A 25352-nucleotide genomic window follows, 5' to 3' on the forward strand; every position below is an offset into this window, starting at 1 on the left:
AATTCAGATGGAGGCTGCTTCGGGGCGGCCGACCAGCCGGCGGTGCCACGCGCAGCGCAGTGCGTGCGACACCAGGTCGCCGAGGAAGCGCTCGGGCTGGTCGGAGCGCTTCTTCTGAACAAGTCGGCGGGATCTGAAAATCAGGGCGCCCGCCACATGGGCCAGCGTGGCCAGGGCCGCGTAGAGGACGCCGTGGTTCTTGGTGAAGTACCACAGCCGCGAATCGAACCAGAACGGGGGAATGCGCTTCCAGGACTTCATGCCGGTGGAGACCGAGCCGATGTGCATCACGCGGCTCTCCGGGAGGTAGACAGACTGCCACCCGGCCCGGTGTGCCCGCAGGCTCAGGTCGGTTTCTTCGAAGTACAGGAAGAAGCGCTCGTCGAACCCGCCGGTTTCCTCCAAGACGCGGTGGCGGACCATGAGGCTGGCCCCGGCCAGCCAGTCCACCTCCTGCACCTCGTCGGACTCCGGCAGTGCGACGATGTAGCGTCGCAGCAGGCGCGAGATGGGGCCTGTGGCCGCGGCCGTCTCGAACTCGCTGAACACGGTCGGAAAGCGGAACGCCGTCTGGTGGTAGGCGCCGTCTTCGCCGTGCAGGCGGCTGCCGGCAAAGCCCACCCGGGGATGGGCGTCCAGATACTCGGCGAGCACGCGGATCGCGCCGGGTTCGGGAAAAGCGTCGGAGTTCAGGATGTAGACGTAGTCGGGCGACGAGCCGTCGGGCAGGCCTTGGCGGACGCCAAAGTTGTTGCCTGCACCGTAGCCGCCATTGCGACCCGACTGCAGCACCCGCACGCGGTTCCAGCCGCGCTCCCGGACCGCCTGCGTGAGCTTCTCGAACGACCCGTCGCCCGAATCGTTGTCCACCACGGTGATGCCACCTTCCAGCCCTTCCATCTCGCGCAACGCAGCCTCCACCGACCGCAGCGTCAGCTCGGGCGTGCGGTAGTTGAGCACGATCGTCAGCACGCGGGCCTTCGTGGGCTGGCTCATGGGCGGGCCTCCGGTTGTTGGACGGCCTCGATGCAGTCACGCATCAGACCCGCCAGCACGCGCACATTGGGCTCCAGCACCATGGAGTCGTGATCACCGGGCACTTCCAGCACGCGCAGCGACGGCAGGTAGCGCGTCCAGTCGTTGTCGGCGTACACATATTCGCGTTCGGCCGAGACCCAGCGCCCGCCCGTCACCTTCCAGCGCAGGTCGAGGGGCGGGCGGAAGAGCACGGCGTTGCCCTTCCAGACCTGCAGCTGGTAGCGGGGCAACGCCGCCAGGAACGCCGCCTGGATGGCTTCGTTGTTCAACTGGTTCGTGCGGGGCTGGATCGGCGCGGCATTCCTGTTGCGCAGGCGGTTGAGTTCCCAGTCCAGGCGCCCGCGTGCCCAGGTCCACAGGTAGCCCAAACCCTTCTTGCGCAGCTCCGCCAGCTTGATGATGGCCTTGTCCAGCCGGTTGATCTGGGGCCGTACCGGCAGCGGTGTGTCCAGCAGCACGAGCAGTCGGACCTGCTCACCTGCCGCTTCCAGCTGGCGAGCGATCTCGTAGGCGGTAATGCCACCGCCCGAGAAGCCGCCCAGAAGGTAGGGGCCGTGCGGCTGCACCTGGCGCATCTCGGCGATGTAGTCGGCCGCCGCCGCTTCAAAGGTTTCGTGCGGTGCCTGGTCACCATAGAGACCCCGCGCCTGCAGGCCGTAGAACGGCCGTTCGGTGCCGAGCAGGCGCGCCAGATGCCGCAGGTTCAGCACGTTGCCGAACATGCCCGCCACCAGGAAGAACGGTGTCTGTTCGCCGCCTTCGCCGTCGTGCATCGGCACCAGGTGGACAAAGCGGCGCCGGGCGGGCGTGGCCGCGCTGGCTTCGCCGGCGGGGGCATCCGCAGCACCACCGGCGTCGCCGATGCGCTCGCGGATCAGCGCGGCGCACAGGGCGATGGTGGGTGCCTCGAACAGCACGGAAATCGGGAACTCGACCCGGTAGGCCTTCTTGATCATGGCGAACAGGCGCACCGCGATCAGCGAATGCCCGCCCAGGTCGAAGAAGCTGTCCTGGATACCCACCTGATCGACTCCCAGGAGCTCTTCCCAGAAGCCGACCAACGTGCGTTCCACATCGTTGCCCGGTGCCACGTAGTCGCTGTCGAGGTCGGGACGCTGGAATTTCTGGCCAGATGCCACATCGGCTTGTGCCACCTCGCTGGCCTTGCGCACCAGCGCGTCCAGGCTCATGGAAGAAACGATGACCTGCGGCAGCCCCGTGGCCAGCGCACGGCCAAAGGCGTCGGCGCCTTCGTGCGGCAGGATGCCTTGCGACATCGCGTGCTGGAGTTGCTCTTCCGCCGGTGACAGCCGGCTATGCGCGCTGTCACCGGCGCTCTTCTCGAACAACACCTCGCGCGCATCAAGCCGGCTGTTCGAGGCCGAGAAGCCGCCTTCCTGCAGCCGCTTGATGGAGAAGCCGCGCACCTCGACACAGACCTCGCCCTGGGGGTCGCACAGCGTCACGTCGAACACGGCGAAGGGCGTGTCGGCGTGGTTGGCCTGGGCGTTGCGCACCCAGCTCCAGACCGTGCCGGGCAGGGGGCGGTGCACCTGGACCGACTGGTACGACACCGGCACCCACAGGTGATCGGCCCGGTAGCCGTCGATCAGGTGCATGGCCCAGCCGGTGGCCAGGTCGAGCAGGGCTGGGTGCAGCAGGTAGCCGGCGCTCAGATCGCCTTCAAACGCGGGCGGCAACTGCAGCAGTGCGATGCCCTCGTTGTCACCATAGGCCACGGAGCGCAGCACGCGCCAGCGCGGCCCGAAGTTCAGGTGTTCTTCCTGGGGCGACCTCAGGCCATCCGCGGCTTCGTCCCGCTGGCGGGCGCACCGGGCCTGCAGCGCAGCGGTGTCCACCCGCGCCGCGGCCGGCAGCGCGCCCGGCACCAGCGTGGCCTGCGCATTGAGCTGGAAGCCCTTGCGCCCTTCGTACTGCACATCGCTGCGCACTTCCAGGGCATAGCCCTCGTCGCTGCGCGCCAGCTTGACGCGCACCTCGCGTGTCTGGTCGTCGTTGACTTCCAGCGGGCGGAAGAAATACAGGTCTCTGATGGTGAACGGGCCGGTCTCGCCGTTGCCCCGGAGCGCTTGGGCCGCCAGCTCCAGATAACCCGTTCCGGGCAGCAGGGCCTGGCCTGCCTTGGTACGGTGGCCATCCAGGATCCAGCGGTTGTTGGTCTGCCAGCTCGCAGTGAACAGTCGGTGCCCTGCAGCGTCGAAGGTCGCTTCGTCCAGCAAGGGACTGCCGGCGGGATGTCGCGGGGGCGGCGCGGCGTCGCCCAGGCGGCTGGCCATGGCCTTCGCGGCCATGCCGACCTCGTTCCAGATGCCCCAGTCGATGGCCAGCACCTTGGTGCGCTGCCCGGCGCGGCTGGCGGCGTAGGCATTGAGGTACTCGTTGGCCGCCACGTAGTCGACCTGGCCGGCCGGAGCCGTCACCGTGCTGGTCGACGAGAACAGCACCAGCCAGTCGATGCTGCCATCCCGTCACCGTGCTGGTCGACGAGAACAGCACCAGCCAGTCGATGCTGCCATCCGGGAACAGGTCGTGCAGGATCTGCACCCCGTGCACCTTGGGAGCGAACACCTCTTCCACACCGCCCGAGGTCTTGGTCAACAGCGGGCCGTCGTCCACGACGCCAGCGGCGTGGATCAACACCTCGATGCGGCCGAAGCGCTGCCGCGCCTGTTCGGCGGCCTTGCGCATGTCCTTGACGTTGCACACGTCGGCCGCCACCACCAGCACTTCCGCGCCCAGGCCCTGCAGACGGCGCACGGCCGTGATTCGCTGGACCACCGGGTCCAGTGGGTCGTTGTTGCGCAGGCAGGCGTCCCAGGTGTCGGCCGGCGGCAGGGGCTGGCGCGCGAGCAGCACCAGGCGCGCCTGCTTCTCGCGCGCCAGTCGCTCGGCCAGCGTCAGTGCAATGCCACCCAGGCCACCGGTGAGCATGCAGACGCAGCCCTTGGGGAGGCCGGCCAGCTCTTCGGAGGGCGGAAGGGGCAGGGGGACGTGGGTCAGCTCGAAGCGCTTGTCGGACCGGATCGCCGCCACGCAGTTGTCAGGGGCGGCGAACAGCTCTTCCAGCACGCGATCGGTCAGGGCCGACCAGTCCTGGGCATTGGGTTTGGCGCGCCAGCCCTTGTCGACAGTGGGCAGCACCAGGTCCAGCACCGAGCAGGTCAAGCCAGGCAATTCGCGCGGAGCGACCTTGGCTGGCCCCATGAGTGTGGATTTTTCCGGGTAGCGCAGTGTTTCGTTGCGCACGCGCACGGCGTCGGAGCTCAGCACGGTGAGGTGCTGGGGGCGCGGCAGGTTTTCTTCCGCCATCGCCTGGACCAGGAACAGCAGGCTGAAGAAGCCCTGTTCGATGTTCCGGTGAAAAAAGCTGCTGCCGGGACGGAAGCGCTCTTCCTGGGTGACCAGCCAGGCGTGCACGATGTGCTGGGGCGTGTTGCCCGAGGCCACCAGGTCGCGCAGCAGTTCGTCGTAGCCCTCTCGGCCGCGTTCCGGCGCCAACAGGTACTCGTTGTCGTTCTGGCGTGCGAAGAGGTCACCGGCCCGCACCACGGTGACGCGGTGGGAGGCGTCCCGCAAGCGGGCCACGAGCCGGTCGGCAAGGCCTGCTTCGTCGGCAAACACCAGCCAGTTTTGAGGAGACGTTTGGCCCAGGTCCAGGGTCACGTCGATGTCGGCATTGGCCTGCCGCGGGCGCCAGCGGGGCTGGTACCCCCATGCACCAACGTCGTCGTTGCGCAGCAGTTGCGGCGCTTCTTCCGCGGCGGCCCGGGCCTTGCCGGGCTCGATGAAGTAGGGCTTGCGCTGGAAGACGTAGGTGGGCAAGGGGACACGAAGCCTGCGGGCCTCGCCCCAGATGGGTTCCCAGTCCACCCGGACCCCGTTGGCCCACAGGCGGCCCAGGGTGCCCAAGAACCACATGTCGTCGGGCACCACGTGGTCTGCATGGCGCAGCGAATTGATCACCTGGGAGGAGGGGACTCCGTTGGCCTGCGCAAGCGAGCCCAGCGCCTTGCCGGGGCCGACCTCCAGATAGACCCGTTGACTGGTTTTCTTCAGCGTTGTGAGGCAGTCGGCGAACTGCACCGTGTTGCGCAGGTGCCGCACCCAGTACAGCGGATCGATGGCGTCGGCCGCGCTCAGCGGCTGCCCGTCGCGGTTGGAGATGATGGGAATCTTGGGAGGGTTGAGACGGATGCTGCGCAGGTAGGCCTCGAAGCGGCCCAGGATCGGCTCCAGCATGCGCGAGTGCGCTGCGATGTCGATCTGTATGCGCTGCGGCTCCACCTCGCGCGCGCGCAGCCGCGCTTCCAGCGCGTCCAGCGCCGCCTGCGGGCCCGAGACCACGCACAGCTCCGGCGCGTTCACGCTGGCCATGTCCAGCTCCGGCCCCAGCAGGCCACGCACCTCGTCCGCAGCCAGCGGGACGCTGAGCATCCCGCCCGGCGGCACCGTGTCGAAGAGCCGGCCGCGCAGAAGCACCAGGCCGATGCAGTCCTCGAACGACATCACACCCGCCAGACACGCCGCCGTGTTCTCGCCCATGCTGTGCCCGACCAGTGCCGCTGGTTTGACACCCCAGGACATCCAGAGCTGCGCCAGCGCGTACTCGACGATCATGATCAGCGGCAGCTGCACCGAGGGCTGCTTGAGCTTCTCGACCGCTGCCGCGTGGTTCTCGGCGTCGGGCAGCCAGAGGGCGCGCACGTCGTAGTCCAGCTGCCGCTGCAGGATCTCCAGTCCGCGGTCCATCCAGTCCTGGAACACAGGTTCGGTTGCATACAGCTCCCGGGCCATGCCGGCGTACTGCGCGCCGCCGCCCGGGAACATGAACACCACCTCCGGATCGTCTTCCAGATGGGTGTGGGTGAACACCCGCCGGGTGTCGCTGCCTTCCAGCAGGGCGGCGGCTTCTTCGTGGCTCTCGGCCACGAGCACGCGCCGGTGCTCGAACGCGCGCCGACCTTCCTTCAGCGTGAACGCCACGTCCGCGAGGGCTTGCTCCGGGTGGGCCCTGAGGTGGGCCGCCAGTGCCTTGGCGTTGGCATCCAGCGCGGCCCGCGTCCGGCCCGACACGACCAGCAACTGGAAGGGCCAGTCCGACGGGGGAGAGGGCTCGCGCGCGGGTGCCTCCTCGACCACGGCGTGGGCATTCGTGCCTCCCACGCCCAGCGAGTTCACGCCGGCGCGGCGCGGACCCTTGTGCGAGTGCCAGGGACTCAGGGCATGGTTGACCTGGAACGGGCTGGACTCGAAGTCGATCGAGGGGTTGGGCTTCTCGTAGCCCAGGCTCGGAGGGATTTCCTGGTGTTTGAGCGCCAGCGCCACCTTGATCAGGCTTGCGACCCCCGCGGCCGTATCGGTGTGGCCGATGTTGGTCTTGACCGAACCGATGCGGCAGAAGCCGGTGTCCTGCGTCGTCTCCCGGAATGCCTGCGTCAGGGCGGCCACTTCGATGGGGTCGCCCAGGTAGGTGCCGGTGCCATGGCACTCGATGTAGTCGATGGTGTCGGCGCTGACACCGGCCACGGCCTGCGCTTCGGCGATCGCCTTGGCCTGACCGTCCACGCTTGGCGCCAGGTAACCGGCTTTGGCCGCGCCGTCGTTGTTGATGGCTGTGCCCTTGACGACGGCCCAGATGTGGTCGCCATCCTTGAGGGCATCGGCCAGACGGCGCAACACCACCACGCCGGCGCCCGAGCCGAACACGGTGCCCTGGGCCCGGTGGTCGAAAGCGTGGCAGTGGCCGTCTGGCGAGAGGATTTCGCCCTCTTGAAAGATGTAGCCGCGCGCGTGAGGCAGTTCGATGGTGACCCCGCCAGCCAGGGCCATGTCGCACTCGCCCAGCAACAGGGACTGGCAGGCCTGGTGCACCGCCACCAGCGAGGTCGAGCAGGCCGTCTGGATGTTGACGCTGGGACCCTTCAGGTCAAAGATGTGGCTCACCCGGGTGGACAGGAAATCCTTGTCGTTGCCGGTGTGGCGCAGCAGAAACATGCCTGTGCTGGCCACCAGGTCGGGGTTGGAGCAGATGTTGAAGTAGAAGTAGCTCCCCATGCCACAGCCGGCGTACACGGCGATGGGACCGGAGAAGGTCTCGGGCGGGTGCCCGGCGTTCTCCAGCGCCTCCCAGGCCACCTCCAGAAACTGGCGGTGTTGGGGGTCCATGATCGCGGCTTCCTTGGGGCTGAAACCGAAGAAGTCCGCATCGAACTGTTCGAACCCGTCCAGCGGCGCTGCGGCTGGCACATAGTTGCGATGCCGCATGCGTTCGGGACTTTCACCCGCAGCCAGCAACTCGCTTTCGCTCAGTCGCCGAATGGACTCCACCCCCTCCCGCAGGTTGGACCAGTAGGCCGTCAGGTTGGCGGCGCCTGGTAGATGGGCGGCCATGCCGACAATGGCGATGTCGTTCGAATCTTCTGAAGGCGTGGTCACACAGATCTCTCAGGTATGGCACCCGGTCCTACTCCCATCGGGTAAACCATTATGACTCAACAAATTGTTACCTCACGTGAGGCAACTCACACTTTTGGGGGATCTGATGCGGAGGGGAAATTGCTATCCCCCCATTGGCTGTTGCCAGTCTGTCCGACGTTGAAATTGGTGTCGCCCAGCACACCGTAGTCGCTGCGGTCCCGCAGCACTTCATCGATCACATGGACGTCGATCAGCCTTGCTTCCGAAGCAAATCCGTACACCAGGGCCATGTCGCAAAGGATGTTGATGCTTCGGGGGATGCCGTGAGTCGCTTTGGCAATCTTTGCCGCCGCGTACGGCGTGAACAATTGCCTGTCACGGCCGGCCACTTTCAGCCGGTGCTCGATGTAGTCCCCGACCTCGACCGTATTCAGCGGCGAAATGAAAAAATCGGCCGCCACTCTCTGGGCGAACTGTTGCAGTTCGGGGCGCCTGAGCAAATCGCGCAACTGGGGCTGTCCGACCAGCACCACTTGCAGCAACTGGTCCTTGTCAGCATTGATGTTGGAGAGCATGCGCAAAGACTCCATCGCGGCGGAGCTCAGGTTCTGCGCCTCGTCGACGATCAGAACCACCCTGCGATTCTTCCCGTACTCACTGATGAGATACCGCTGGAAGGCATCGTACCGCGCGACCGGTGACAGGCCATCGTAGGGGAGGCCAAAGGCCAGCATGATCCACTCTGTCAGGTCGGCCAGGTCGGGATGGGTGTTGGTGACCAGTCCCACCGACACCTCGTCCCCGAGCTCCCGCAGAAGGCGGCGGATCAAGGTCGTCTTGCCGCAGCCGATGTCACCACAGATGACCGTGAAACCAGCGCGGTTGTAGATCGCGTACTGCAGCATCGTGTAGGCCAGCGAATGGCGCTTGCCCATGTAGAGGAAGTCCGGGTCCGGCTGGATGGAGAACGGCTTCTCTCGAAGCCCATAAAAGTGTTCGTACACGCTGAAGCCTTGAAAATTGTGCTGTCTACCAGTGTCCTGCACACACGCTAGTTGCCATCTTTGCTTGTGCTTTGATGTACACGACGAGATCAAATTCGTGTTGTGCTGCCGTCAGCGCACTTGCCACGAGGCGCAATCTTATGAACGAAATTCCTCTGAGGAATGGCCAATCAGATCAGTGACGTGAGGTCTCGACGCGGGGCTTGAAGCAATCTCGGAGCAGCAACCCAAGGCCGGCCGGGTAGTGCACAAGATAGCGCCTCCACAAGCGACCGGGTTCTCTCGTCAGCCGGAACAGCCATTCCAGGCCTGCGTTCTGCATCCACCGGGGGGCTCGACCGCCCTGCGGACCCAGAATTTCAAAGCTGCCGCCAATGCCTGCGACGACCAGATCTGGCACGGCCTTTCTGAGCGTGAACGCCAACTGGTCCTGTTTTTCGCCACCCAGGGCCAAGAAAAGCATTCTCACTTCCTTCTCACGCAGCGCACCCGCAAACTCCTGGACTTGGTCGGCACTCAGGTCCACCCGACCATCAAACAGATATCGACAGGCTCGAACGGCTGGCTCTCCATACAGAGCCAAGGTGGCCGCCGGATCGACACCACCAATGACTGCGTAGGCCGGAATGGAGGGGAGCCTGAGGTAGGCGTCCACCAGGTCCACCCCCGTCGTGCGTTCGGGGATCGCTTGGTCCGGTCCTTTGAATCGGGATGCCCAGACCAGGGGCATGCCGTCGGCGGTGATGATGTCCGCCTGGGACAGGAGATCGTGGGAGCTTGGATTGCGCGCGAAGCGCGCAATCATTTCGGTGTTGAGAGTGAGGACCCAGGTTCCCCTTTTCTGGCCTATGCGCGCAAGGATCTCTTCCAGCGTTTGCTTCATGTGCGCTCGCGAAACGGGCAACCCGCACAGGACACAGTGTTCACTCATGGTCGGTATTCCAGTTGGATGGAGCCAGGGAGGGCTGCTTCAGCCCGTCCGCCAACATTCCTTTTGCACAAGGTCTGCACCACCCCATCCCCGATGCAGAAACCCCCTTGAGTATTGTCCACCTACTTGTATTCGATGATGTGGCGGGTTTGGCCTCTTAGGCGCGAGAGGTGGAATTTCACGGCTCCCTGGGCCTCGGCGAACTTGCCCAGAATCATGAAGGTGCTTTCCCGAGCAGAGCCGCTTCGCGCCAGCAGGCGTACCCACTGCAATGGATAGATGGTCGCAAGGAGCCCCGCAGGGGCCCCAGCCAGGAGCATGGCAAGGCCGATTGAAGCAGGGATCCACACTCCCCAGAACCAGGCGCGACGGGCCTCCCGAATCCAGAAGCGTTCCGGTGACGATCCATGCAGCCAAGCCCCTTCGGCAAAAGCATGGCCTGACCGCACCGTGCGCACCCACCATTGCCGCAAACGCGTGATGTTCGCATCGTGCAGCGTCATGTCTCTGTCAAGCCGGTGGATGTGCCAACCGGCCTGGCGCAGACGAAAGCACAACTCCGGCTCTTCCCCGGCAATCATGCTGTCACGGTAGCCTGAGGCGGCCTTGAGCGCGTCGACCCGCATCATGGCGTCACCACCACAGGTCTGGGTGTCGCCGATGGGGGTGTCCCACTCCCGGTCGCACATCGCGTTGTACATGGAGCGTTCAGGGTGGCGCTCGCGGCGTCTGCCGCACACCACGGCATATGTTGGGCGCTCCGCCAGGAAACTGCGCGCCGCCTCCAGCCAGCCGGGCACCACTTCACAATCCCCATCCACAAACTGGACGAGGGTGACATCGGGGAACTGCTGAAGCAACTGCTGAAAGCCGGTATTTCTGGCTCGCGCAGCTGTGAATGGTTGCGACATGTCGAGATCAACAACCACCGCTCCCATTTCGGAGGCCATCTGGCTGGAGCCATCAGTGGATCCCGAGTCGACGTAGACGGTGGCTGGCACCACTGGCAGCAGAGACAGCAGGCACCTGCGCAGTCGCTCCCCTTCGTTGCGCCCGATCGCAACCACGCCCAGCTTGTGTTCTTGCATGTGAATTGACTTACCGATGACCGGGAGGGCGACAGACGCAACGCCTTCCGCATTTGCCGGAGTTCAGAAGTATTAAAACTTCCGTTCAATCCTAGCATTGATCTCGAAGTCACCCGGAGCACCTGCAATGGCTCTCTTGGGCTCATTGTTCGCGGGTCGTGCTCGCCTATGTGGCAGGCAGAATATGGCAACTGATGCAGGCGCGCAACGCCTCATGGCTTCGCTGCGGAGCCTGTAAGCGTTTCGTAGTGCCGGTGCTATGCTGCCGGCGAGCTTCCCCCGAGTTGCGTGTCAATGAACCACAGGTGCTGAGAATGCAGATATCCAAGTTGCGTGCAACCGGTCTGATTCGGCGAAATTCCCTCTCCTTTATAGAGAATGTATTTGCGCTGAACGAGAAGCGCCAGCCGCTGGTCAGCTTTCAGGATGAGGCCTCTGCCAAGGAGCCGGTGGGCATCGCCATTGATGACTGCATCGTTCCCGAAGCGGGGGGAGGCTGGTTCCGGCAGCAGCATGCGTTGATCCGTGACGATCTTCCTGCGCAGGTGACCTTCACGTCGGGCACCGAGGGCAAACCCAAGGGCATTGTGCTCAGCTATGCCAATCTGGCAGACGCTGCCGACAGGATCATCGACCAGATGCAGCTGACGGCGGAGGTTCGCGAGTACGTCGGTGTTCCCGTCACGCACAGCTTCGGCATGGCGCGCATTCGCGTCATCAGTGCCGTGGGTGGTCAGTCTTTCATACCCTCGCGCGGCTTCGACCCACTGGAACTGGCGCGCATGCTAGAGGCCGGCGAAGTTAATTCGCTTTCTGCTGTGCCGACCCTTCTTCGGATCCTGCTTCAGAAGCCGCAGGCCATCGGAGAGGCGGGCAAGAAGCTTCGCTGGATGGAGATCGGTTCCCAATACATGACCGCCGCGGAAAAACGGGGTGTCCGTGACCTCTTTCCCAACGCGCGAATCGTCCAGCACTATGGGTTGACAGAAGCTTCGCGCAGCACGTTCTTGCTGATTTCGGACGTTTCGGACGAGTTGCTCGAATCGGTGGGCCGGGCGGTTGGAAAAACCGAGGTGGGTATCTCCCCTGAGGGGCGCATCCGGATACGCGGCCCACACGTGGCCCAGTGGCGCATCGAAGGTGACCACTTGCAGGCGCTACCGGGAGCAGATGGCTGGCTGGTCACCGGTGATCTGGGGCATTTGAAGGACGGCTATCTGTTTTTTGACGGGAGAGCCGACGATCTGATCAACAGCGGTGGCGTGAAGATCAATCCGGACCTCCTGGAAGAGAAGATCGGCAAACTGCTGCCTCAAAGCGGGCGGCTGGTCGTGGCCAAGGTGCCCGATGCCATGCGAGGTGAGGGCGTTCTGGTGGTGGCGGAGTCGGCGGACATGGATTCCGCTCAATTGCAGACAGCCGCGAACCAGGCCTTGAAAATGCTCGGTCTGGAGGTTGGTGATGCCCTGCACGTCAAGGTCATGGCCTCCATTCCGCAGACGGCGACTGGAAAGCCATTGCGTCGTCTGCTGACCGAGGCATTCGTCGCCGAGAACAAGGACTCTCGCAACAAACCTGACACTCGAGACCCGGCCGGGCAGCCAAGGGCGGACGATGTCATGGGCTTCTTCCAGCAGTTCTTTCCTGGACGCAAGATTGACGCAGGCGCGAGCTTTGAAGCGCTTGGTGGCGACTCCCTGGGCTATATCCAGTTTTCAATGGGATTCGAGGACCGGTTTGGTCCGCTGCCCAGCGGATGGGAATCGCTGACGGTCGCGCAACTGCAAAGCAGCGTTCAGTCTGAACCTCAAACTTCCTTCCTGCGTCTGGAAGCGGCCACGCTGACGCGGGCGTTTTTCATGATCTGCATCGTGGCCCTGCATCTGGACACGTTCGTCTACAGCAACAACTGGGGGGCTGCCTATTTCCTGTTCTTGCTCGCTGGCTACAGCGTGATGCGCTTCCAATGGCCTGAAATCAGCAGGACCGGGAAGGTGAGGACGATACTGGGAACGGTGGTGAGAATCGCTGTTCCGACCGTGATGGTGGTTGCGGCGCTGCAGATCTGGGCGCATGAGGCCGAGTTGAAACCCCTGTTGCTGATATCGAATCTTTTTGATCCGCGCGAATACCATGTTGCATATTTCTATTTTGCAGAAATGTACATGCAACTATTGCTTCTGATTGCACTTCTGTTTTCTTTCAAGGCTGCGAGGGATGCATTCAGGAAGAGTCCGTTGATCAGTGGAACTGTGCTGCTTGTTTTTGCGATGGTGTTGAGCTACTTCGCCGAGCTTGTATGGGACACAAATTACATCTACCACCGCACTCCGACCTGGTATCTGTGGACTGTGGCGTGCGGCATGTTGATCGCCAGTGCCGGTGCACGTGATGTGCTGACACGCTTGTTGGTGATGGCCATTGTGTCGATCGCCGTGGTGATGCACCATGGGTTCACGTCGGCAACCTACTACATCTGCGCCGGGTGTGCGCTGTTGCTTTTCTGGCCCGAGATTTCGGTTCCTGCCCCCGTCAAGCGGGTGGTCGGTGAGATCGCCGGGGCCTCCATGTTCATGTATCTCAGTCACTACCAGGTCAAATCTGTGGTGACGCGATTGTTTCACGGGCCGATGCCCTGGGTTGCCCTGTTTGCAGCAATTCTCGCGGGCATTGTGTTTGCTCGCGTTTATTATTGGGGTGAAGGTCGGGCGCTTGCTTTTGGGCGGCAGCGGGGATGGTGGGGGCGGCAATGAGTTGCGACGGGTTCAGGCTTTTTGTGGGAGCTCAGCCAGTTTCCGCATTTGATCTCTTATTGTGCCCGTGTAGGCCACGCAGATCCCCAGAAGAGGCCAGTACACCACAGGGATCGCAATGATGCTGCTTACCGTGTAGATGATAAACATGGTGGCTGACACTGCGGCGAACAACGAGCGACCCATGACGGAAACTCGCGGTTCCAACTGTCGCGCAACCCTTGCGTGCTTTCGAATTTGAAGGAGGGTGCTCAAAAAAATTCCAAGAAAAAGCACCAATCCAATCATGCCGGAGTACAAGGCGACGCCGATATATGAGTTGACGACGTCGATGATTTTTTCACCCTGCATCATTACTTGCAGTTCAGGGGCGCTCAGGAAATCAAACGAACCCAGCATGAGATGCCGTTCAATAACCGGCAAGGCAGAGGTGATGAGGTTGGCGCGGTACTCGACATTGCCTTGATCGGCAGTTCCTATAACTGGCAGCATGTCGATAAATAGCTGACCGCCCGGGATCAGGCTCATAAGAAGAAATGCAGCAACGACGCCCAGCCCCAATCCTCCCACGCGTTTGACAGCCTTGGGGCCGATGGCTATGAAGCTCGCTACAAGTAGCAAAGAACCCACCCAGGGGCCTCTCGACAATGAGGCGACAATGCCTCCAGCGAGCAGAGCCAGCCCTAGAAATCTGTGCAAGGGGCTGGATAAGAGCTCCTTCAGGTAGAGAAAGAAGCCCAGTGCAACCACCAAGACATATCCGAGGACGATCGAGTTGCCCACCGTTGCATTCGGTCGCAAGAAGCCTGATCGCATGAGATAGCCACCGAACATCCATTCGTTCACGCCCAATGCTCCGAGAACGGCTGAGTAGAGTTTCCAGCCGCGAAGCATTTCAAAGATCGCAACCAATGACAGGATCATTGACGCGACGACGAATCCGGTCATGGCGTGCCGGAGCCCCTCTTCGTTGCGAATGCTCCTGCTGGCCACGTAGTACGGAAGAAAGATGTCGATCCAAAGCGACAGAACGGTCCGGAGCCCGCTGGTGACATTGCCCGGGCGAAATGCAAGCAACGACATGAGAGCGAGGTAGCCCAGCACCCACCAATCCACCGGCGAGCTGCCAACACGCGGGGTGCTTGCTCTCTGGAAAAGCGCAAACGCCACCGGCAGCAGCAGCGTCACACCAAGCAGTCTGTAGTGGTCCAGCACCCATAGATGGTCGATGATGCCCAGTCCCGGTATCTCTGCCGGTACCGGTGGAGATACGAACAGCAGAAAAAAATACAGCCCCATGACATGTTCTTCGCGCCTTCGGTAGAGAAGGAGCAGGGCTCCGGTGACCAGGATGCAAACCCACACGCTGTTCGATAGGAACAGTGCCAGCGTGGCCGCTACCCAGAGATTGCGCCAGCGCCTGAAGGTCGCCTCTGGAATCAATTGAGAAACCGCGCCTCGGACCACCTGGAAGAACACCAGGCTGAGTGCCATCAGCACGATCAGCGCACGCACATGTTCAGCCATAGCAGGGGAGTCGTGGGCTCATGTCAGGAGTTGGGGCGGTGATAGGCCCGATGGCAGCCATCGGTGGATGGCCAAGAAATACTGGGCACATCGGCTGCGTGTGGCCAAGGTGCGGCCTCTGTCGGGCAAGAAGTCAGTAGTAGGCGTTCTGGGTGGGCGACTCGTCCTTGTTCAGCACGATACCCATCAGGTTGGCTTTCGAAAGCCGATTCATGGCTTCCTCGATCTCTGTCTGGGTGGACACACCACTGCCAACCACCATCAGAACGCAGTCAACCCTGGGAAGCACACTCATGACGTCATCTGCTGCCAGAACAGGTGGTAGATCAAAGATGACGATGCGGTCGCTGTAGCGTTCGCGCAGGTCTTTTATCAACTTGCCCACTTTTGCAGACGCCAGCAACTCCGACGCGCCATTGACTGGTCGGTTGGTCGGCAGCACAACAAAACGTTCAATGCCAGGGTTGACCAGCGCCTCTGCAAGGTTTGCATGCCCATCAAGAAAATCATTGAGTGACTTCGGGCGGTTCAAGCCCAGGGAGCGGGCAACACTTGGGCGGCGCAAGTCAAAATCCACCAGTAGCGCCGTGCGGTTGGTCTGCTGGGCAATGCTGATGGCCAAGTTGATTGCTACCACTGTCTTGCCGGATTCCACGCTGGGGGATGTGATTGCCAACGTCCGCCAACCGGACTCATCCATTTTCTGGAGCACTTGGGTTCGCAACACGTCGAAAGCCCAGCTCGCTGGATGGGCCTTCTGATGTGCGACAACGCGGTGGCGTTCCAGGTGTACGGGATCCATGGACACCACCGCGGTCTGTGCATACTGCACGGCGCCCAGATCGTCGGGCGTGTCCTCGTCTCTTTCGGGCGAGTCGTGCTCGATGAATATTCCTGCATCGCCTGGGTGGTGCGATGAACTGCTGTTCGGTGACAACAGATCCGTCCTGGAGGCCTTCGCCTTCTCGATTGCAAGCTTGATGCGTTCCATGTGACAGCTTTCCTTCAACCCAGATGGGAGAACAAGGAGATCAAAAGGGTCTGAAGGGGGATTACCAGGAAGTGGATCGCAGCAATTCCAACCACGGCAAGGACGGCGGCAAGCTTTACAAGCCGCTTTCGCAAAACTTGAGTGGACTGGATTTCATCGGCCGTCGTGATGTATGGCACCACCACCATGGGGCGTTGACCCGTCAAGGCTGTGAGCGAGTTGACGCCGCGCACGCGCGCGAAGATCAGCTCCAGCACGGCAACAACGGCCGCTGCAGCGGCCAGCGCAAGGAAGAAGCCCAATGCGACGATCTTGCGGCGGTCAGGCTTGATCGGGTATTCGGGCAGCAAGGGTGGCTCCAGCAGGGTGAAGCGTTCGCCTTGCTGTCCACCCTCCAGGTTCTGAACGATCTGCGCGGATAGTTGCTTGGACCGGAGGTCTTCGTACTTGGCCCGGGTCGCGTCATAGTCACGCTGGAGGGCGGCCAGGTCCCGTTCCACCTGCGGGGCACGTGACACCTGGGCTCTTTGCTGGGCAATGGCACTGCGAAGGCTCCTTTGCTGCTCTGCCAGCAGGTCTGCACGCGCCCGTGCGGTGCGGCTCTGTGCTTCAAGGCGGGACACGGCCAGCTTGGCCTGTGCAGCGATGGCGTCGCGTGTCGGACTGCTGGCGGTGGCCTCAGAGCGCACGGCGCGTTCCAGAAGATCGATCTTTTGCCGCTGAGCCCTGACATCCGGGTGGTCGTCTGTGTATGTGCCTCGCAGGCGGGCCAGCTCTGCCCGGGCGCGCTCCAGATCCTGTTCTGCGGCAGACGGGCCCGATGGCGTGACCGTTCCGGGTGCCAGCACACCTGCACGCGCGCCTGCCAGCTCCACTTCCAGTGTCTGTAACTCATCCAGAGCCATTCGATGCTCACGCTCAGCGGCTCTCAGATCGCTCTCAAGCGTCTGAATGTTCGCCAGCGCGACCACTGGGCTGTCTTCCGAGACGCCTCCTTGCGAACGCTTGTAGGCAGCGATGCGTTGCTCCAGGCTCTCCAACTGGGCCTTGACCCGATCGGCTTCCTGACTCAGAAACTCGTTGGCCCTGGACGCCTGCTCGACCCGTTCCCGCACGCTGCTTTCAAGAAACAACTGGATCAGAGCGTTGGTGACTTCCAGCGCTTTCTCCGGCTCGCTGTGCTGAAAAGACACGGAGAACGCAAGGTTGTTGGTGGGTCGTTCCCAAGCCGGCATGTTTCCGACCTGCACATTGACACCAATGCTTGCACGCATTGCAGTTGCGATGTCGGTGTCTTTCAGCACGACGCCTGGGGGTGGTTCAAATACACGATGTTCGGCCGCAATGCGCAGCAGGCTCTCGCGGGTCATGATCCGCTGGCGCAGCGCCTGAACCCGTTGTTCAGCGTTGCCACCCGAAGGCGGCTGCACCACTTCTCCTGCAATCTGTGGACCCTCTGCCAGCAGTGTTCCGCTGGCTTGGTAGGCCCGCGGCAGTATCAGCGCCACCACTACCGAGGCGCCAAGCACGACAACAAAGGTCAGGACAATCACCCAGGCACGGCGTCGGATGATGGACAGGTAGTCGTTCAGGCTCAGTTGGTAGTCGGCCGGCATGAGGAATCGTGAAATTAGAAGTCAGGGTGCGAATACACCAGCCCCACGGCCACCGAGTGGCCTTTGGCTGTGGGTCCGCCGGAGGGCTTGGCTCGCCGCTGCTCCAGGCTCATGGAAATGGCCCAGAACCTGGTGAGCTCGGATTGGATCCGTGCGTACATCATGGAGCCGGTGTCACGGTCTCCATCGAGGGACTGGGCATGGCTTACACCCAGCGAGAAGGATGTATCGATGGTAAGGGGATAGGTTGCAGAGGCGTCAAAAACCTGCGACCGCGTGTACCCAGCGACCGCACCGTCTGCACTCACCTCTCGGGACCATGCAACGGCATAGCCGATGCGTTCTCCCGTGTAGGTCAGACGCAGCAAACCGACAGGCGCCGTCTTGCCTCTCGCAGTGTTGGCGCGGACGACTCCTGCCGCTGCGTTCAGAACAAGGCCTTCACTGAGATCTCTTTCGTACCCGAGGCCGAGTTCGCTTCGTGACTCCCGCTCGCGGTCTCCGTCTGGCGTTAGGCGCGAAGCGCCCGCTGTCAGCGAATACCGTGCATTGGAGCTTGCCGAGATGCGATAGGCGACCGATCCACTCGTTTCCCTGTGGTTCACAAGCAGCGGTGTGTCGTAGGTGACGCGCTCATGCGAGAGATCCATCTCAAGGGCCGTTCCGGCCGTCAGGTTGTAGGTCCAGGTGCCTCCGACGGATCCCGTGCGTTCCTTGCTGTCCAGTGTCACCCGGCCAAAGTCGGCAAATTCTGTCTCGCGCGTGGACGCTTCTTCCAGGGAGGCCCGCAGTCCAAAGACCGCCACAGGGCTTGAGTTCTCCCAGAGCACGCGGACGCTGGGTAAGCTGCGATTGGCGCTCAGATCGGTGTTGCCAGATCGTTCGATCAGCGCACCCAGCGCCAGCTCGGTGCTGGAGGCTCCTTGGGTGGTCCGCAGCGTGAACTGCGGGTGCATCCGAAACAGAGTGACACTACCGCGGCTTTCGGGCGAGAGGTCGGGATTGCTGATCCGAACGGCCTCCAAGGGCACGGTCAGCGAATTTTGCGCAATGGCAGGAGACCAGACGAAGGCCTGGAGGACGAATGCCAGAGGGGGTGTGAGTCGTGCGTTCATGTTCAAGGAACCAGAATGGTGTCGCCGGGCATCAGAACCACGTTGGTGTCGAGCTGGTTCCCCTTGACCAGATCGTCGTAGCGAACCGGCAGCACCCGGTTGCCCTGAGGCGAACTGCGCAAGACCCGGATCGAGTTGCCATCGGCAAACCGATCCAGCCCCCCGACCTGACTGAGCATTTGCAGCACCGTGGTCTCCGATGACGTCAAGGTCACCGCTCCGGGGCGCACCACCTTGCCGAGCACAAACACCTGATTGCCATCCGTGGCTGTGATCGCCACGGTCACGACGGGCTCAGGAATGTACTTCTTGAGCCTCTCGGCCACCTTGGCTTCGACTTCCGGGGTGCTCAGTCCCACCACCGAAACACGCCCGGCCAGCGGAAAGGTGATGCTGCCGTCGGGCAGAACGCGCACCTCCATCCGCAAGGCTTCGTCCTTCCAGACCGAGACCATCAGGGCGTCGCCATGCCGCAACTTGTAAGCAGCATCAGACTGAGCCATCAAAGAACCGCTGGCGGTCAGCAAAACTGCGGTCGTCACTAAGCTGGACAGAACAGACATGGCAATCTCCAAGGATCAGAGTGGTTGCAGGGAACCCGTTGACCAGGCAGAAGATGAAATTCTCCATGCTCAGACATGGCGAGGTTTCAAAATATTACGAACTTTATCTTAAGCCAAGTCGACAAGGTCGCGGTTTCCGCAATCGTCATCCGTACCCTCCAAGGGAGTAGCGGGACCCGGGTATCCGCCCTCAGCGGGGCAAGTTGCGGGTCGTATCTCACAAACGCTTGGGACTGTTGCAGACAACGACGCTCCATCATGGTCATGGTTCTGTTGCTGCGGGGTGCGGGAATGACTCAAGGCAAAAAAAAACCCCAAGTGATCGAATCACTTGGGGCATGTTCTGGCGGAGAGGGCGGGATTCGAACCCGCGGTGGGGATTAGCCCACACACGCTTTCCAGGCGTGCGACTTAAACCGCTCATCCACCTCTCCGCGAAGCCTGCGATTGTAGCAGGCTGCAGGGCGTTGTTTTCAGGCCTTTGCCTTGGTCGTGCCGATCATCTGCATGGCTGAGCCGATGAGAGCCGAGACCTCGCTCATGTTGCCGGGGACGATGAGCGTGGTGGTGGCGTCGGCAGCCACCTTGCCGTAGGCATCCACGGCGCGTTCGGCCACCTTGAGCTGGACGGCCTGCTCGCCGCCAGGTTGCCGGATGGCGGTGGCGATGCGCTCGATGGCCTGGGCCGTGGCGTCGGCCACCGCCGTGATTGCTGCGGCCTCACCCTGGGCCTGGTTGATGGCGGCCTGCTTTTCACCCTCCGAGCGGGCAATGAAGGCCTCGCGCTCGCCGGTGGCAATGTTGATCTGCTCCTGACGGCGGCCCTCGGAGGCGGCAATCAGTGCGCGCTTTTCGCGCTCGGCCGTGATCTGCTGCTGCATGGCGTGCAGGATCTCCTTGGGTGGCGTCAGGTCCTTGATCTCGTAGCGCAGCACCTTGACCCCCCAGTTCAGCGCCGCCTCGTCGATGGCCTGCACCACCTGCGCGTTGATGATGTCGCGCTCCTCGAAAGTCTTGTCGAGTTCCAGCTTGCCGATCACCGAGCGCAGCGAGGTCTGTGCGAGTTGGGTCACGGCGACGATGTAGTTGGAAGAGCCGTAGCTGGCGCGCATCGGGTCGGTCACCTGGAAGTAGAGGATGCCGTCCACCTGCAGCTGGGTGTTGTCGCGTGTGATGCAGACTTGGCTGGGCACATCCAGCGGGATCTCCTTGAGGCTGTGCTTGTAGGCGACTTTGTCGATGAAGGGCACCAGAAAGTTGAGACCCGGTGCCAACGATGCGTGGTACTTGCCCAGGCGTTCGACCACCCAGGCATTCTGCTGGGGCACGACCTTGACTGCCCGGATGATGAAGATCGCCGCGATGATGAAAAGAAACAGTGCGATTTCCATGGTGATGTCCCTGTACGGTTGGAAGATTGATGATGGAAGGTTGTTGGGAGATCAGGCCTTCTCGACCTTGAGCCGGTTGCCCACCAGTTCCGTGACCCTGTAATTGCCGGCTTCCGCCACCTGGCCTTGTTCAAGCACGGCGGTCCACTGTGCGCCCCGGTAGCGCACGCTGGCGGTGCCATCGGACTGCCAGTTGTCCACGTGCAGCGTTTCCCCGACGTCCAGGTTGACGCTGCGCAGGGACCGGACCGATGGATCTCCTTTGCGTTTGCGGCGTTGCAGGTGCCCGATGACCACGGCTGCCGCCCCGATCAAGGCTGCAGCCACCAGCTGTCCGGAGAAAGAGAGTCCCAGGTGGGCGGCGAGGGCACCGGCAGCCAGCCCGACCGCCAGCATGAGCAGGTAGAAGGTGCCGGTAAAAAGCTCCAGCGCCACCAGCGCCGCAGCCATCAACCACCACATGGTCGACTCGTCCATTGAACATCCTCCTCGATAGATGCCACACCATGTCTGGCAAGCGCCACATTCTGCGTCAAAAGCCCTGCGACAGAAGTTCAGCGTCATGTGATTTCCGTACACTTGCCCGCTTCCTGGCCCTTCCCACCCGCCCCGGCTCGCACCGGCTGGAGATACGCGATGAAATTCCGCTTTCCCATCGTCATCATCGACGAGGACTTCCGTTCCGAAAACACGTCTGGCCTGGGGATCCGCGCCCTGGCACAGGCCATTGAAAGCGAAGGCTTCGAAGTGGTGGGCGTGACGAGCTACGGCGACCTTTCACAGTTTGCGCAGCAGCAGTCGCGCGCCAGCGCCTTCATCCTGTCCATCGACGACGAGGAGTTCACCCCGGGGCCTGATCTGGACCCAGCGGTGCTGAATCTTCGCAACTTCATCGAGGAAGTGCGCCGCAAGAACGCCGAGGTGCCGATCTACGTGCATGGCGAGACCAAGACCAGCCGCCACCTGCCCAACGACGTGCTGCGCGAGCTGCATGGCTTCATCCACATGTTCGAGGACACGCCGGAGTTCGTGGCGCGCCACATCATCCGCGAGGCCAAGAGCTATCTCGAAGGCATCCAGCCGCCGTTTTTCAAGGCCCTGCTGGACTATGCGGAAGATGGTTCTTATTCATGGCACTGCCCTGGTCACTCGGGTGGAGTGGCTTTCCTCAAGAGCCCGGTGGGCCAGATGTACCACCAGTTCTATGGTGAGAACATGCTGCGCGCCGACGTGTGCAACGCGGTGGAGGAGCTCGGCCAGCTGCTGGACCACAACGGCGCCATTGGTGCGAGCGAGCGCAACGCCGCACGCATCTTCAATGCCGACCACTGCTACTTCGTGACCAACGGCACGTCGACGTCGAACAAGATGGTCTGGCACCACACGGTGGCGCCGGGCGATGTGGTGGTGGTGGACCGGAACTGCCACAAGTCCATCCTGCACTCGATCATCATGACGGGTGCGATACCCGTGTTCCTCAAACCCACGCGCAACCACTACGGCATCATCGGTCCGATCCCGCAGGCCGAGTTCGAGGTCGATGCCATCAAGGCCAAGATTCGCGCCAATCCGCTGCTCGCCGGAGTGGATGCCGACAAGGTCAAGCCGCGCATCCTGACACTGACGCAGTCCACCTACGACGGCGTACTCTACAACACCGAGACCATCAAGAACCTGCTCGATGGCTGGGTGGACAACCTCCACTTCGACGAGGCCTGGCTGCCGCACGCGGCCTTCCATCCCTTCTACGGCAGCTTCCACGCCATGGGCAAGAAGCGCGCGCGTCCGCAGCATTCGGTGGTGTACGCCACGCAGTCCATCCACAAGCTGCTGGCCGGCATCAGCCAGGCCAGCCATGTGCTGGTGCAGGATTCCCAGAGCACCAAGCTCGACCGCCACCTCTTCAACGAGGCCTACCTGATGCACACCAGCACCAGCCCGCAGTACAGCATCATCGCCAGCTGCGACGTGGCCGCTGCCATGATGGAGCCGCCGGGCGGCACGGCGCTCGTGGAAGAGAGCATCGCCGAGGCGCTCGACTTCAGACGTGCCATGCGCAAGGTGGAGGCCGAGTTCGGGCAGGACGACTGGTGGTTCCAGGTCTGGGGGCCGGACAGCCTGGTGGAGGAGGGCGTGGGCAGGGCCAGCGACTGGGTGCTCAAGCGCACCGACGCTGATGGCGTGCAGCCATCCGATGGTGAGGAGGCCTGGCACGGCTTCGGCGACATGGCGCCGGGCTTCAACATGCTCGATCCGATCAAGGCCACCATCGTGACGCCGGGCCTGAACCTCAAGGGTGACTTTGCGGCCACCGGCATCCCGGCGTCCATCGTCACCAAGTTCCTCGCCGAACACGGTGTGGTGGTGGAGAAGACCGGGCTGTATTCCTTCTTCATCATGTTCACCATCGGCATCACCAAGGGCCGCTGGAACACGCTGCTGACGGCGCTGCAGCAGTTCAAGGACGACTACGCCAAGAACCAGCCGATGTGGCGGATCATGCCGGAGTTCTGCGCCAAGCAGCCGCGCTACGAGCAGATGGGTCTTCGCGACCTGTGCCAGCATGTGCACGCGCTTTACGCCAAGTACGACATCGCCCGTCTGACCACCGACATGTACCTGAGCGACCACACGCCGGCCATGAAGCCCAGCGATGCGTTCGCGCACATCGCCCACCGCACGACGCAGCGCGTGCCGATCGACGATCTGGAAGGGCGCATCACCACCAGCCTGGTGACGCCGTACCCGCCGGGCATTCCGCTGCTGATTCCGGGAGAGGTGTTCAACAAGAAGATCGTGGACTACCTCAAGTTCAACCGCGAGTTTGCCCGTGAATGCCCTGGGTTCGAGACCGATATCCATGGCTTGGTGCAGGAGGTCGGGCTCGACGGCGTGGTCAGCTACTTTGCGGACTGTGTGAAGGCGGGGTAAGCTGGCATCCCGACACCAGAGGAGCACCGATGTTTCCCGAATACCGCGATCTGATCACAAGCCTCAAGGGCCACGATCACCACTTCACCCGGCTGTTCGACAAGCACAACGAGCTCGATCAGCAGATCAGGAACAAGGAAGCCCACATCGAACCGGGCACGCAACTGGAGATCGAGCGGCTGAAAAAGGAGAAGCTCGCCCTCAAGGATCAGATCTACGCGCACCTGCGCCAGGTGTCTGGCGCCTGACGGACAAAGTCAGCGGGCGGGTGGCCGGTAGTCCGGGCGCTCGCGCAGGAAGCTGGCGAACCGGGGCAGCCCGCTGTCGTGCAGACCCCGGTAGCGGTAGGTGATCCAGCTGCCGACGGAGGGCGGACGTTCACGCTGCGCGTCTGAGAAACCCGTGCCCAGCCGGAAGCGCTGGCCGTCGGGCGTCTCGACCCACAGCGCACCCATCCGCCCGGCATGCCGTCCTTTGCCGGGCACGTAGGACAGTACGCGCGCCTCGGCATCGTCAAACGGCTTGAGCTTGACCAGGTCGTCGCCCCGCACCGCGCGGTAGGGCGAATCTCCTCGGTGCAGCATCAGGCCCTCGGCGCCCGCCTGTATGTCGGTCTTGAGCCGGCGCTGCAGCGTGCTGTGGTCGGTGATTTTCTCCTGGGGCACGGCCACCACCCACGGCAGATCAAGCTGGCGCACCAGCGCCTGGTAAGCCGCCAGCCGCTCATCGAACAGGCCTGGATGGGCGGGCAGATCGAACACCATGAAGCGGATGCGACGCCAGGCCTCGTCGCTGGCCTGCAACTGGCGCACGGTGCCACTGACTTCCTCGAAACGGCCGCGCCCGGCCCACAGCTCGCCGTCCATGGGCGTGGGTGGCCAACCCTGCGTGAACCAGACGGGTGGCGACAGCGGCTCACCACCCCGGGTCCACAGGCGCTGCCCATCCCAGTAGCCACGCACGCCGTCGTATTTTTCACTGACCCAGTAGGCCGAAAGATCCAGTCCGGGCCGGTACTTGCCCGCCAGCATCAGGGCCGGTGGCGCGTCGGCCGCCAGCGATACCAAAGGGCACAAAAAAACACCGGCGATGGCAGCGAGAACGCTGCGTCGACCGGTGCCCATGGTGGTCATCGCGTAGGAAAAGAACGGTCAGGAGACCGACTCGCTGTCCTTGCTGATGCCGGCGGTCTGGCTGAAGCCGCAGTCCACGTAGGTGATTTCGGACGTCACGCCCGAGGCCAGGTCCGACAGCAGGAAGGCGGCCACGTTGCCGACGTCCTCGATCGTGACGTTGCGGCGCAGCGGGGAGGCCGCGGCCACATAGCCCAGCAGCTTGCCGAAGTCCTTGATGCCGCTGGCGGCCAGGGTCTTGATCGGGCCGGCGCTGATGCCGTTGACCCGCATGCCGCGCGGGCCCAGCGATTCCGCCAGGTAGCGCACGCTGGCTTCCAGGCTGGCCTTGGCCAGGCCCATGGTGTTGTAGTTCGGGATGGTGCGCAGCGCCCCCAGGTAGCTCAGCGTCAGCAGCGCCGCGTTGGCATTGAGGTAGGGCAGGGCGGCCTTGGCCATGGCCGGGAAGCTGTAGGCGCTGATGTCGTGGGCGATGCGGAAGTTCTCGCGCGTCAGGCCGTCGAGGAAGTCGCCGGCAATCGCCTCGCGCGGGGCGAAGCCGATGCTGTGCACGAAGCCGTCGAACGTCGGCCAGGTCTGCGACAGATCGGCAAACAGCTTCTCGATCTGGGCATCGTCGCCGACGTCGCAATCGAAGATGAGGTTCGAGTTGAAATCGGCCGCAAATTCGGTGATGCGGTCCTTGAAGCGTTCGCCCACGTAGCTGAAGGCCAGCTCGGCCCCTTGCGCATGACAGGCCTTGGCAATGCCGTAGGCGATGGACCGGTTGGACAGCACGCCCGTGATCAGCAGTTTCTTGCCGGCGAGAAAACCCATTGTTCAGACTCCAGAAA

The 25352-nt window shown here is 62.8% G+C and carries 17 protein-coding genes, 1 tRNA gene and 2 pseudogenes; 3 read left to right on the forward strand and 17 right to left on the reverse strand.

What is annotated here, in order from left to right; translation table 11 throughout:
• Positions 1-3: 3 nt before the first annotated feature.
• The 7 genes and pseudogenes from HPS01S_RS18645 to HPS01S_RS18665 all read right to left on the reverse strand — a co-directional run bounded on the left by HPS01S_RS18645 (position 4) and on the right by HPS01S_RS18665 (position 10499).
• A complete protein-coding gene (locus tag HPS01S_RS18645) occupies positions 4-996 on the reverse strand; it encodes a glycosyltransferase family 2 protein (protein ID WP_066159607.1) in 993 nt (330 codons plus the stop codon).
• Entirely contained in the window at positions 993-3035 is a 2043-nt protein-coding gene (locus tag HPS01S_RS22055) for a thioesterase domain-containing protein (RefSeq protein WP_371836605.1), read from the reverse strand. Before HPS01S_RS22055 ends, HPS01S_RS18645 begins: the two co-directional genes overlap by 4 nt.
• Before the next feature lie 6 nt (positions 3036-3041).
• Positions 3042-3503, reverse strand: a pseudogene (locus HPS01S_RS22470) (KR domain-containing protein); the annotation flags it as partial.
• Positions 3504-3528: 25 nt separating this feature from the next.
• Positions 3529-7494: pseudogene (locus HPS01S_RS22305) on the reverse strand (type I polyketide synthase); the annotation flags it as partial.
• A gap of 86 nt (positions 7495-7580) precedes the next feature.
• On the reverse strand, positions 7581-8480 hold the full coding sequence (locus HPS01S_RS18655) for an ExeA family protein (RefSeq protein WP_084397526.1): 900 nt from the start codon (positions 8478-8480) through the stop codon (positions 7581-7583).
• 175 nt (positions 8481-8655) lie between these two features.
• Positions 8656-9411, reverse strand: a complete 756-nt coding sequence (locus HPS01S_RS18660; RefSeq protein ID WP_066159611.1) for a WecB/TagA/CpsF family glycosyltransferase — start codon at positions 9409-9411, stop codon at positions 8656-8658.
• A gap of 122 nt (positions 9412-9533) precedes the next feature.
• Complete coding sequence (locus HPS01S_RS18665) at positions 9534-10499, reverse strand: glycosyltransferase family 2 protein (protein ID WP_066159614.1); 966 nt, start codon at positions 10497-10499, stop codon at positions 9534-9536.
• Positions 10500-10813: 314 nt separating this feature from the next.
• On the opposite strand from HPS01S_RS18665, the gene HPS01S_RS18670 reads away from it, so the two are divergent.
• A complete protein-coding gene (locus tag HPS01S_RS18670; RefSeq protein WP_066159812.1) occupies positions 10814-13252 on the forward strand; it encodes an AMP-binding protein in 2439 nt (812 codons plus the stop codon).
• Between the two features lie 12 nt (positions 13253-13264).
• On the opposite strand, the gene HPS01S_RS18675 is transcribed toward HPS01S_RS18670, so the two are convergent.
• The 8 genes from HPS01S_RS18675 to HPS01S_RS18715 form a co-directional block, all read right to left on the reverse strand.
• Positions 13265-14779 (reverse strand): O-antigen ligase family protein, encoded by a 1515-nt coding sequence (locus tag HPS01S_RS18675; RefSeq protein WP_066159617.1) that lies wholly within the window; start codon positions 14777-14779, stop codon positions 13265-13267.
• Positions 14780-14912: 133 nt separating this feature from the next.
• Positions 14913-15770: a CpsD/CapB family tyrosine-protein kinase gene (locus HPS01S_RS18680; protein ID WP_066159620.1), complete on the reverse strand. Its 858-nt coding sequence runs from the start codon at positions 15768-15770 to the stop codon at positions 14913-14915.
• A gap of 14 nt (positions 15771-15784) precedes the next feature.
• Positions 15785-17386 (reverse strand): Wzz/FepE/Etk N-terminal domain-containing protein, encoded by a 1602-nt coding sequence (locus HPS01S_RS18685; protein WP_066159623.1) that lies wholly within the window; start codon positions 17384-17386, stop codon positions 15785-15787.
• A 14-nt stretch (positions 17387-17400) separates the two neighbouring features.
• Entirely contained in the window at positions 17401-18501 is a 1101-nt protein-coding gene (locus HPS01S_RS18690) for a hypothetical protein (protein ID WP_066159626.1), read from the reverse strand.
• Between the two features lie 2 nt (positions 18502-18503).
• The gene (locus HPS01S_RS18695; RefSeq protein WP_066159629.1) at positions 18504-19064 is read right to left on the reverse strand and encodes a polysaccharide biosynthesis/export family protein; all 561 of its coding nucleotides are present in this window, start codon (positions 19062-19064) and stop codon (positions 18504-18506) included.
• 344 nt (positions 19065-19408) lie between these two features.
• Positions 19409-19498: transfer RNA gene (locus HPS01S_RS18705), tRNA-Ser, on the reverse strand.
• A gap of 39 nt (positions 19499-19537) precedes the next feature.
• Positions 19538-20455, reverse strand: coding sequence for an SPFH domain-containing protein (locus HPS01S_RS18710; protein WP_066159640.1), 918 nt, complete (start codon positions 20453-20455; stop codon positions 19538-19540).
• A 51-nt stretch (positions 20456-20506) separates the two neighbouring features.
• The gene (locus HPS01S_RS18715) at positions 20507-20932 is read right to left on the reverse strand and encodes an NfeD family protein (RefSeq protein WP_066159643.1); all 426 of its coding nucleotides are present in this window, start codon (positions 20930-20932) and stop codon (positions 20507-20509) included.
• A 159-nt stretch (positions 20933-21091) separates the two neighbouring features.
• Between HPS01S_RS18715 and HPS01S_RS18720 the strand changes: the two genes are divergently transcribed.
• Together HPS01S_RS18720 and HPS01S_RS18725 are read left to right on the forward strand one after the other, a co-directional pair.
• The gene (locus HPS01S_RS18720) at positions 21092-23386 is read left to right on the forward strand and encodes an arginine/lysine/ornithine decarboxylase (protein ID WP_066159646.1); all 2295 of its coding nucleotides are present in this window, start codon (positions 21092-21094) and stop codon (positions 23384-23386) included.
• Positions 23387-23415: 29 nt separating this feature from the next.
• Positions 23416-23634: an HP1242/YdcH family protein gene (locus tag HPS01S_RS18725; RefSeq protein ID WP_066159651.1), complete on the forward strand. Its 219-nt coding sequence runs from the start codon at positions 23416-23418 to the stop codon at positions 23632-23634.
• Positions 23635-23643: 9 nt separating this feature from the next.
• Here HPS01S_RS18725 and HPS01S_RS18730 read toward each other — a convergent pair whose 3' ends face one another.
• Complete coding sequence (locus tag HPS01S_RS18730; protein WP_066159816.1) at positions 23644-24510, reverse strand: DNA ligase; 867 nt, start codon at positions 24508-24510, stop codon at positions 23644-23646.
• 27 nt (positions 24511-24537) lie between these two features.
• Positions 24538-25335 (reverse strand): enoyl-ACP reductase FabI, encoded by a 798-nt coding sequence (gene fabI / locus HPS01S_RS18735; RefSeq protein WP_066159654.1) that lies wholly within the window; start codon positions 25333-25335, stop codon positions 24538-24540.
• Between the last annotated feature and the right edge of the window lie 17 nt (positions 25336-25352).

The organism is Hydrogenophaga pseudoflava NBRC 102511 (genome assembly GCF_001592285.1).
GTDB lineage: Bacteria > Pseudomonadota > Gammaproteobacteria > Burkholderiales > Burkholderiaceae_C > Hydrogenophaga > Hydrogenophaga pseudoflava.